Here is a 237-nt window from a genome sequence, read left to right on the forward strand (position 1 = left end):
CAACATTCAGAAACCACCACGGAGACGGAGGACAAGGTGAAGGGTGGACTCCTTCTGGATGTTATAGTCGGCAAGGGTCCTTCCATCCTCCAACTGCTTTCCAGCGAAGATCAACCTCTGCTGGTCCGGTGGGATTCCCTCCTTGTCCTGGATCTTAGCCTTCACATTGTCGATCGTGTCCGAGCTCTCCACCTCCAAGGTGATGGTCTTCCCGGTCAGGGTCTTCACAAAGATCTG

At 54.0% G+C, this 237-nt stretch carries 1 protein-coding gene; it reads right to left on the reverse strand.

Translation table 11 applies throughout. The annotated features are described in order from the left end of the window. Positions 1-6: 6 nt before the first annotated feature. A partial coding sequence (locus D2V08_RS18200) for a ubiquitin family protein (RefSeq protein WP_213080702.1) occupies positions 7-237 on the reverse strand: 231 nt, incomplete at its 5' end.

This window comes from Flagellimonas lutimaris, assembly GCF_003581615.1.
Taxonomy (GTDB): domain Bacteria; phylum Bacteroidota; class Bacteroidia; order Flavobacteriales; family Flavobacteriaceae; genus Flagellimonas; species Flagellimonas lutimaris.